Source organism: Paraburkholderia elongata (assembly GCF_013177735.1).
Lineage (GTDB): Bacteria > Pseudomonadota > Gammaproteobacteria > Burkholderiales > Burkholderiaceae > Paraburkholderia > Paraburkholderia elongata.
In genome coordinates, this window is the sequence record NZ_WOEZ01000108.1 from 23,025 (window position 1) to 32,915 (window position 9,891).

General features: G+C 59.4%; 7 protein-coding genes and 1 pseudogene. 2 read left to right on the plus strand and 6 right to left on the minus strand.

The annotated features are described in order from the left end of the window. Positions 1–55 precede the first annotated feature (55 nt). Positions 56–301 (plus strand): hypothetical protein, encoded by a 246-nt coding sequence (locus tag GNZ13_RS20555; RefSeq protein ID WP_172167615.1) that lies wholly within the window; start codon positions 56–58, stop codon positions 299–301. A 97-nt stretch (positions 302–398) separates the two neighbouring features. Here GNZ13_RS20555 and GNZ13_RS20560 read toward each other — a convergent pair whose 3' ends face one another. Next, the gene (locus GNZ13_RS20560; RefSeq protein WP_328807261.1) at positions 399–1,271 is read right to left on the minus strand and encodes a LysR family transcriptional regulator; all 873 of its coding nucleotides are present in this window, start codon (positions 1,269–1,271) and stop codon (positions 399–401) included. A gap of 110 nt (positions 1,272–1,381) precedes the next feature. Here GNZ13_RS20560 and GNZ13_RS20565 point away from each other — a divergent pair, with 110 nt between their 5' ends. Then, the gene (locus GNZ13_RS20565) at positions 1,382–2,365 is read left to right on the plus strand and encodes a zinc-binding dehydrogenase (RefSeq protein ID WP_172167617.1); all 984 of its coding nucleotides are present in this window, start codon (positions 1,382–1,384) and stop codon (positions 2,363–2,365) included. A 103-nt stretch (positions 2,366–2,468) separates the two neighbouring features. Here the strand turns inward: GNZ13_RS20565 and GNZ13_RS20570 are convergent, their stop codons facing one another. The 5 genes and pseudogenes from GNZ13_RS20570 to GNZ13_RS20590 form a co-directional block, all read right to left on the minus strand. After that, entirely contained in the window at positions 2,469–3,443 is a 975-nt protein-coding gene (locus tag GNZ13_RS20570; RefSeq protein ID WP_172167618.1) for a response regulator, read from the minus strand. A 338-nt stretch (positions 3,444–3,781) separates the two neighbouring features. Next, a complete protein-coding gene (locus tag GNZ13_RS20575; protein ID WP_172167619.1) occupies positions 3,782–4,858 on the minus strand; it encodes a C45 family autoproteolytic acyltransferase/hydolase in 1,077 nt (358 codons plus the stop codon). 52 nt (positions 4,859–4,910) lie between these two features. Next, a pseudogene (locus tag GNZ13_RS20580) lies at positions 4,911–6,476 on the minus strand (DUF3138 family protein). Between the two features lie 88 nt (positions 6,477–6,564). Then, positions 6,565–7,650 (minus strand): polyamine ABC transporter substrate-binding protein, encoded by a 1,086-nt coding sequence (locus GNZ13_RS20585; protein WP_236002099.1) that lies wholly within the window; start codon positions 7,648–7,650, stop codon positions 6,565–6,567. A 161-nt stretch (positions 7,651–7,811) separates the two neighbouring features. Next, the gene (locus tag GNZ13_RS20590) at positions 7,812–9,551 is read right to left on the minus strand and encodes an amidohydrolase (RefSeq protein WP_172167620.1); all 1,740 of its coding nucleotides are present in this window, start codon (positions 9,549–9,551) and stop codon (positions 7,812–7,814) included. Between the last annotated feature and the right edge of the window lie 340 nt (positions 9,552–9,891).

Here is a 9,891-nt window from a genome sequence, read left to right on the forward strand (position 1 = left end):
CCCGCCGGTGATTGATAGCTGGAGGCCACGCGCTCGTGTCGCGTAGGAATCCCACATGAAACCTGATCAGGTGGAAGCGAGTGAAAATCCGGAGGAAACGACGGGGAACAAAGTGCGGGTCGCGCTTGCGGCCGTCGGTACTTTGATGGCGGCTTTCGGCATCGCTATTTGCGTATTTGGCCTCGTCGAGTTCAACCAGGCGAAGGTCCTCGCCGGCGTGTGCGTTATCGTTGTGTCGACGATCACCTACATTTTGATGCTGACGGGAGCAGGTGAAGGGAGGCGAGACGGTGCGGGCTGATCGAAGCCTTTCAACTAAGCCGATTCCATCAACGACGTCGACCAACTGACTTCCAGCCGGTTCTGATGCCCACGTCCCCGCGATAGCAAACACGCGCTCAACGTGTGCCCTGCTCCAGCAACTGAATCCAGAGACGCTGTGCAACGGGACCGTGTGTGGCATCTCGAAGCCGCGCCGCGTAGTGCTTAAGCGTAGCGCCGTGCAGGTGCCGCCCCTCCAGCGACACCAGACGATGTTCCTCGAGGTCGCGAGCGACAAGATGATAGGGCATATGGCCCCACGCAAGTCCTTGCACGATCAGCTCACGTTTCATCAACTGGTCGGGCACGGTACAGGTCGGCGCGCCTTCGATCAGATAATAATTGGCGTCCGATGGCTGTTTGCTTGTGTCGCGAATGATGCACTGAACGTAGGGCCTCAAGTCATCAGGCGCGAGCGGTTCATCGAGGGACTGCTTGAGAAACCCCGGTGCGGCGACCGGCACGAGCTTGACCTCGAAGAGTTCGACGGTTTCGATCGCCGGCGACGGTTTGTCGAGGTGATGGAAGATCAGATCACAATCGCCATTTTTCAGCCGTTCCCAAGGGCCGCTAATCGCCTCGAACAGCAGCGTAAGGCGCGTACCGCTACTCGCCTCAAAGAACCGTCTAAGCGTGCCCAGTGTTTCCGGCAACGGGCACAGGTCACCCACGACGACGCGTAACTCTGCCTCCTGCCCGGCCGCGAACTGGGCCGCTTCTCGCTGAAGATTTTCATAGTGGCGAAGAAACTGCGCGACCCGCGCGTGATACGCCGCGCCTTCCGACGTGAGCGACACACGGTACCCCGCCCGGTCGAGCAGGACCATGCCCACTTGAGCTTCAAGCGCCCTCACGGCCGCATGCACCGTTGGATGCGTCCGGTTCAAACGAACTGCGGCCGCGGCAAAGCTGCCTTCGGCAACCAGCGCCTCAAAACATTGCAGCTGCAATAACGTTGGCTCGTTCATTGTAGAAATGACTTTCAGTCTTTGTCGAAACATAGTAATTTATTTCGACGAATGCCGATCCTACCATTCAGTCTCCACGTGAGGAGATCGACATGAAAGCAATCGTGAGGAAGCAGTTTGGTGGTCCTGAAGTACTCGGCATCGCCGACAGACCGCTGCCGGCCGTCAAACCGGGTTGTGTGCTGATTCGCGTTCGGGCATTTGGCCTGAACCGGGCCGAACTCTATATGCGGCGCGGGTTATGGGGAGATGTAGCGGAAGTAAGCGGCATCGAATGTGTTGGGTCCGCAGTGCAGGATGCGACCGGAATCCTGCGCGAGGGTCAGACGGTTGTGGCGCTGATGGGCGGCATGGGGCGAACGATCGACGGCAGCTATGCGGAATATGTCGTTGTCCCCGCCACTAATGTCGTGGCCGTTGAAAGCGACCTCGACTGGGAACATCTCGCCGCCCTGCCGGAAGCTTATGCAGTCGCGTGGACCTGTCTTCACAGAAACCTGGAAGTAAAGGCTGGGCAGCGGCTTGTCGTGCGTGGGGGGACTTCGAGCCTCGGGCAGGCCGCCATCGATATCGGCCGCCAACTCGGCGTGGAGGTGATTGCAACCACCCGTCGACCAGCGGGAGAAGTTTTGCTGCGTTCGTTAGGGGCCGCGCATGTCGTGACGACCGCGGATGAGTCATGCACGTTAGGCACGGCGCCAGGCTGGCCGGGCGGCAAAGTCGACGCGGTGCTTGACCTCATCGGAAACAGCACCGTTCTCGACTCAATGCGCGCCACACGTCGTGGGGGGCGCGTATGCCTGGCGGGATTTCTGGGAGGGCTCGCGCCACTAGCCGGCTTCGATCCGCTCAGTCAGATGCCGAGCGGGGTTCATTTGAGCTTTTTCGGGAGCTTCAACTTCGGGACCCCCGACTTTCCACTATCCGATGTGCCCATGCAACAGATCGTGGATTCCGAGGCGAGCGGCCTATATCGAGGCAAACCAGCGCACGTATTCGGCTTTTCCGAAGTTCCAATCGCCCACGAACTGATGGAGCGCAACGAGGCCGTTGGGAAGTGTGTCGTGCTCGTCTAAAACACAGATCTGGAATTGGCAGTCGGAACCTATGACTGAACGCCGAGGTCGAGCGCGTCCTTACGGACGGCCGCAACACTCTCGTCACTGCTCGCCGGATCCCTCACGTGTGGGCTTGCTGATTCCGCTCAGTTCGCCATCGCGAAAATGTCAGCGTGCTCAATCCCACGTCGGCCGGATCGATTCTGGTCCAGCCATAGAAAGCGTCGTCCCAGTCAGGGATTGTTTGCGGCGTTACCGTCCTGAAGTTCGCATCGGGACGAAACGCCAGGTGCGGCCAGAAAACGGGCATCGATTCGCGTACCGCCATTCGCCTCAACAGATCCGCCGGCCCGCTCTCATCCGCCACGATCTCCGCCTGCGAGATCCAGTCGTTCTCGGCCCAGGCAAGGAAAACGCTCGGGTTGCCCGCGCGGTCGAACATCAGGATGGCGTTCTGCTCCGGACGCCAGTAGTACTCGACGATGCCTTCAGCGGCAACCACCTTGTCGATGACCTTCCTCGTGCGAGGATCGCAATAGGTTATGCCGTTTTCGCCCAGGCCCAACCAGCCTGCCTCCGAACAATGCCTGTTTCTGGCGTCTTTCAGAAAATGGACCAGTCGGTTGGCTGAATCGGCATCCGTCTTTCTCAGATACAGATCGACGATTCCGGCATTGAAGGCCTTGACCGCGACGGTCTCATCCGCAACGCCGGTCAGGAGCACCTTCGCGCAACGCAAATTGGATATGGACGAAAGGAATTCGACGCCGTTCAGCCCGGGCATGTCGTAATCGACGACAACCGCAGCCACCTCCGCAAATCTCGAATCCCGGGCCAGTATGTCCCGCTCCGCCGAGCTTTCGACAAACCGCTCCAGGCCGGTCTCGCTCAAACCGGCCGACGCCGGCGCAAACGCCAGCGAATTCTCGCGGGCATGTTTGCGGATGAAAGCGAGTGCGGTTTGAGGCCGCGTGAAAAACAGATTGGTGGAAATATCCGGAAAGAATCGACGCAATGCGTCAAGGTAACTCTCGTTGTCGTCCACGAAAACGACAGACGCCGGATAGAAAACAGGGGGGCGAATAAAATTGTTCATGCTCTCTACGTGGAATATATAGCGCGCCTCGCACCGGCTTACACGCCGGCTTTTCTCACACTGGCTCCAGGGCCGATTGGGTCGATTCCCGCTGAACCATATAGTACCGGGGTCTTTGCATGAACAGTGCAAACTTGCCCGGCCTTTCCGTCATAGTATGCGAATGGAATAATTTGATTTTAATCGGGTCGGGCCGATTATTCTGCCGCAGTCGCGCCCGGAATTGGGGACGCCTGAGTCGGGGATTGACTTCGCTGCGGATAGGCTCGCCCGGGAGGCGAGCCCGTCATGAAAATGCCATCGTCGATGCAAAAGCGTGTTTCGCGATCCGAGGGCCACTAAAAGCGCATAAACCCGTTTCTGGAAAGGGCATCCGGGTTGCCGGCCACATACTCCAGCGTGCCGTTTTCGGTGTCGATGCCCACGGTGAGCAAGGTTTCCCAGCGTTCCGTATCCGGTTGCGTCAGGTCCGGGTAAAAGCAGACGGGCGCAGCACCTCCCTCCACGCCGCACATTGCAGCCGCACGGGCTCGCAAGTCTTCGCAGACCATGCGAGAGGCGACCTGTTGCAGGTGCTCGAGGCGAAGGCGCGTCGTCGAACTCTCCTCCATGCATTCGCCCTTGCTGAGTTCCCGATCGAGAAAGTGGTTGGTATGCAGAAGCCAGCCGTCTTCTCGCGGCACGACCACGGCGGTACCTGCCGGACTGAGTTCGATACTCGCCGCGCGCGGATCGGAATCCTTGCACGAGACGACCGTCAGGACCGTGGACGCACTGACGCGCGCCGAACGTGCAAGCGCGACCGCTTCGTCCACACTGGTGGCCTCCTCCAGCAAACGGCGAGCAATCGCGTGAACAGGAACTCCTGCTGCCGCATGATCGCTTTCATGATGAAGAATATTGAAGTGGAGTCCCAATCCGGCGCTGTTCACGCCGATCTTCCCCAGCATGCCGAACTCAGTAAACAGCTTGACGGTATGACCCAAGCGGGCCGTCAACCGGAGCATCAGGCCGTGCGGCGCGAGGCTGTCGTGCCAATCCCAGGTTTGCATCGTTAGGGGTTTGCGTGCACCGGCGGGCGCATAGACGGCGGTCGAGCACTCTCCCTCGTTGGAGGCTGGCATCGTCGCGAGAATCTCGGTGCGCGCATTGAGACTCGCAAGTTGCCAGACGGGAAGTTGCGCGCCGACCGCCGTCGCCGCCACTTCGCTTGCCAGATCGGGAGACCAGGCTTCCAGAGCGCCCAATGCTGCTTCACCGAGCGCGCGAACCTGCTGAGAGTCGATCCCGACGCGAGGAAAAAAGTCGAGATAGAGCGACACGGTGTGCCTGATTTCCTCGGCCCATCGTTCCCCTATCTGCCATCCCCGGCGCTGCGGATTCTGCGTATCGGTGACGAAGGAATGAATTTTCAATGCTAGGACTCCTTGCTGATCGGTTTACCGGCCAGGGACGAATGCGCCACGGCTAGAACGTGTAGACGAATTGCAGTGCAGCCGTGTCGTTGCTCCGCGAATAACTTCCGTCGCTGGTCTGAAACACCGGATGACTCGCAGCGTCATGACGGTATTCCAGTTTCACGATAATCTGCGCGGTCGGATAGAACAGCATATCGGCGGTGATGTCATAGCGAGCCGCGCCCTTGCACTCACTTCCATGACTCACCGATTGTTTCAGGCAGCCCGGATCGACCCCGAAGCCGCTCGTACCGTTGACGGCAGGATTGCCGCTGGTAAGGCCATAGAGAATGTTGCTGCCCCCTCCCCCATTGGCCGTATCGTTCAGATAGTCGAAGCGCAGCGTCGCACCCATGTGCCCGAACCATGCGGACGTCCATTTTTGATGCCCGAGCAAGGACAGGCCATACCAACGCGCCGTGCCGCCGTTCCATGCACCCTTCTGCAATTCGCCGTAGTCGAGCTGGGCGTTCAGCTGCAATTTGTCTTTCGTATAAGTCAGGTCGGTTTCCAGATAACGGACCATGCCGAACGGCGACGAGGCATTGCACTGATAGCCATAGCCGCCCGGTTCCGAACACTGCGAAAAAAGCGACTGTCTGCCGATCGTGCCAGACACGCCGACATCCAGCGCCGTCGACGTGGCGTTATCGAAGCGGGCCGTCAACGTAGGCGTCCAGTTGCTCTTTGTCGTATTGTTCGCGGCGTTGACGATCGCTCCCGACGTTCGCAACTGTTCGTTGCCGAGCATCACCTGCCAGAAACGGGTGGCAGTCGCGTCCGAGCCCTTCAAGCCGATGCCGACCATATTGCCCGGCTCACTGAAGTCATACAGCAAGCCGTGCGTGAGCGCGAGCATCTGGTTCGATGGCTGGAGTTCGTAGCCGGCGAGACTTGTCATCAGGCCGACCTCGAATGTTTTGGTGGAGCTGAACGGGACGGTCACATTGGCCTGCGTCACAATGTTGCCGCCAACCACGCCGTGTTCATTGCTCAGTTGCGCGCCGAACCCGCGATTGGGCTGGATGACGATCTCCGCAGCCGGCGCCAGCGGACCGACGCCGAACGTCTTTTTGATGTCGAGATAGATGTCGCCGATCGTGCTGTTGTAATAGTCGTACACGCCCGGATCGTGATTCAGGAACATGAAACTCGACGAACGCTGCGCCCGGTTGTACAGATAGACGGGGTCGATATAGCCGGTGATGCTGAGGCCCGCGAGCGGCCCCGTAGTCGCGGCGTCTTCGAGCGAATCGACCTTGAGCGACGTATTGGTGATCTGCTCACGCATCCGGGTCACCTCGTCATTGGACAACACGGCAGGTGCATCGGGGCCAACCGCCTGACTACCCGATACGGCGGCCGATGGCGCGGTTGCCAACGATGTCGCCAGCGGTGCCGCCGACGTGGTGATGCTCGCACGCAGCGCGTCAACTTGCGCCTGCAGTGCGCTCACCTGCGCTTGCAGAGCCTAAAGCCGATTTGCGTCCGGCATGGACTTCTGCGGGTCCTGAGCAAACGCCGCTGCTGTCTCAAAGGCCAGCAAACACAGCGCGGCAATGTTCTTGCGTTTCATAGTGGTGATTGATAGGGACGAGATTACCCAGCCCGCCTCAGCAGGCGGGCGCTCGGATCATGCAAAACAGGCCGGCGTCAGCCGGGCGTCAGTCCGTTTTGAACTTGGCCCAGAGCCGGTTCTGAAGGCGCATAAGTTCCGCGGGCATTGGCTTTCCCACGATCAGATGGCGATACACCTCGGGCGGCGGAAAAACCGCGGGATCGGCAAGCACGTTGGGATTGACCAGATGCTGCGATGAAGGGACCGCGGACGGATACGATGTGTCGTTGGTCAGATTGGCGCTTTCCTTTTCGGAGAGCACAAAGTTGATCCATTTCAGCGCCGCTTCCGGGTGCGGAGCATCCTTGGGAATCGCCATCATGTCGAACCAGATCGCGGTGCCGCCGTCGGGAATCACGTACTTGACGTGATACGGCTTATGGGCGCCTTCAGCTGCCAGGCGCGCCGAGTTCACGTCGCCCGACCAACCGAACGCGAGGCAGATGTCCGCGCCTGCGAGGTCGTTGATATAGCTGTTCGAATTGAACTGGGTGATGTACGGCCTGATGGTCTTGAGCAGCTCATACGCCTGCTGATAGTCGGCCGGATTGTTGCTGTTGGGATCTTTCTTCAGATAGAGCAGCGCGATGCCAAACGCGTCGACCGGCGAATCGATCATCGAAATACCGCAGCTTTTGAGTTTTTGCGCGTTACGCGGATCGAAAAGCAGCGACCAACTGTTGAGCGGCGCATCGTTGCCGAGCGCGGCCTTGACCTTCTCCACGTTGATGCCCAGGCCGTCGGTTCCCCAGGACCACGGAACACCAGAGTGATTGCCGGGATCGTCGGCCGCGAGAAGCTTGAGGATTTGCGGATCGAGCTTTGAATAGTTCGCCATCTTGGTGGCATCGATTTTCTGGAAAATGCCGGCCTGGAGCTGACGCGCCCAGAAGATATCCGACGGCACCACCACGTCGTATCCTGACGAGCCCGACAGCAGTTTTGCCTGCAACGTCTCGTTCGAATCGAACTCCTGATAGACGACCTTGATTCCGGTTGCCTTCTCGAAGTTGGCGACCGTGTCCTTACCGATCGAATTACCCCAGTTATAAACATTGACGACCTGGTCTTCCGCATGCGCCGACGGCGTGCCCAGGCTCACTACGCCACTGAGCGCCAGCGCCGCACACATCGTCTTCAACTTTCTCGCCCTTTTCGTCATTAACGTGGTCATTTTCGGTCTCAACATGGATTTATTTTTTCGGTCTATCGCGAACGATGCCGATCCGTTGCGAAAACTGTATCTGGAGAAAATGCCGCGGTCTGCCCTCCCGCAAGGGGGACATGCCGCATTCACGCCAATGAGTGAGCGGATGCGCTAACGCCCGCCTGTTCGGCAAACCCAGCCTGCACGTAGGTCACGTCGCCGTTCATCATCGTCATGGCGACGTTGATATTGCCGATCTGGTATTTGCCGACCTCGAACAGGTTGTCCTCGAGAACGACGAGGTCCGCGCGCTTGCCTTCGGTCAGCGACCCGATCTCGGCCTCCAACCCGAGCTGATAAGCACCGTGGATGGTGTAGGCGCTGATCAGCTGTGGAATGCTCAAGCGCTCGTTGATATCCGGAAAGACCGGCGCGTCAGGCTCGCCCGCCAGCTGCCGCGTGTGCCCTGACTCGATGTGTTCGAGCGGCCGGTGCTGGCAACGGCACTGGCAGGCAAGCCCATCCATGCCAATCGAAACGGTCACGCCTTCTTCGATGAACGTGCGGAACTTGTACATGTTGCTCCAACGCTCCGCGCCGTAACAGTCACGGATCCGCTCGGTGTACAGGTCGACCACACCCCATTGCAGTTGCGTATTCGCCATGACGCCCAAGGTCCGGAAGCGCGGGATGTCCTGGGGATGCGTGAGGAAGGCATGCGTGATGACGTGACGCCGGTCACGCGGCGGATTCGACCGGTTCACCTGTTCGAAGCCGTCGAGCGCCGTGCGTACCGCGGCGTCGCCGACGCAATGCACCATCACGTTGATACCGGCCTCGTCGGCGGCGCGAAGGTAGTGATTGAAGTCTGCAACCGGCATAGTGGGCGCGCCACAGGTATCGGGGCAATCAGCGTAGGGCGCGAGCAGATAGGCCGTGTGATTCGTTTCAGTCCCGTCGAGAAAGAGCTTCAGCGCACGCGCTTTCACCAGCGGCGAATTGTATTTTTGCCGATACGCGATCAGCGTGCCCACCGGGTCTTCCATCTCCCCGATAACGGCGACGCTGCCGACCACCCGTAGCTTCAGGTTGCGTTCGCGCTCCATCCTTTGCAAGGTTTCGTAGAGGAGAGACTGATCGCCACTGGGATCCAGGAAGCCGGCGTCGAACACGGTTGTGATGCCGGCCGCCACCAGCTTCTCCTGCCAGACGGAAATGGACCGCAAGTAGAGATCGATCCCGCTTGGCAGGTAGCCTGCCTCGGCGATCCGCTTCAGAAGGATAGAGTAAGCGGCGCCATCTACCACGACGCCGGTCGGCTCGCCGGTTTCCGGGTCTTTCTCGAACCAGCTGGCGCCCTCCTGAACTGGCGGTGTCGTCGCATCGATGCCGCCTATCTCGAGGGCCTTCGAGTTGGTCCACATCGTATGAAAATCGGTGGACAGCAGGCAGATCGGACGATCGGCGCACACCGCGTCGAGCGTTTCCTTACGCAGCAACTCGGGAGGAATCGTTGCCTGAATCCATCCCATGCCCGTAATCGCCTTTTCCTCCGGATGAGACTCGACATAATCGCGTAGCGCGTTGATCACGTCTTGCGGATCAGGGTAGTTGACGAAAGCCTGAAACGCGACGGCCGTCGATTCAAAATGCCAGTGCGATTCGACGAATCCCGGTAGAACGAGCCGGCCACCGGCATCGACGATCTTCGTACGGTCACCGACGAACTCCTGCATTGTCCGCTCGTCGCCGACGAACACAATGCGATCGCCCTTCACGGCGACAGCCTGCGCCCATGGTTTATTCTGATCGACGGTATAAACCTTTGCGTTAGTTAGCACGAAGTCCGCCTGCTTCGCCGTGTCGCCGGTCTGTCGAATACTCATCTGTTTGTCTCCGTCGTGTGCGTTTTGAGTTGGCACCACTATAGATAGGCCAAACAGACGGGTCTGCCCCCCCGCAACCGGGGCAGCGGCATTTGTTCACGGCGAAGCGTGAACAGGCTGGCGGGAAAGGTACCCTGCCTCGTCAAACCGGGATTTTTTTTGCACGCCACAAATGACATAGACTCAAGTCTTTGTTGAGCCGCGCGCCCTAGCAGTCTGCGCGGCAGACGAGTTTTGAGCTGACAGCGGGGACGCTGCGGCGTCCGGCATCGCGACCGCTTTCGGTTTGGCGCGCCGACCTACCAAAGAATGGCTTGGTCGACGACGAAATTGCTTGAAA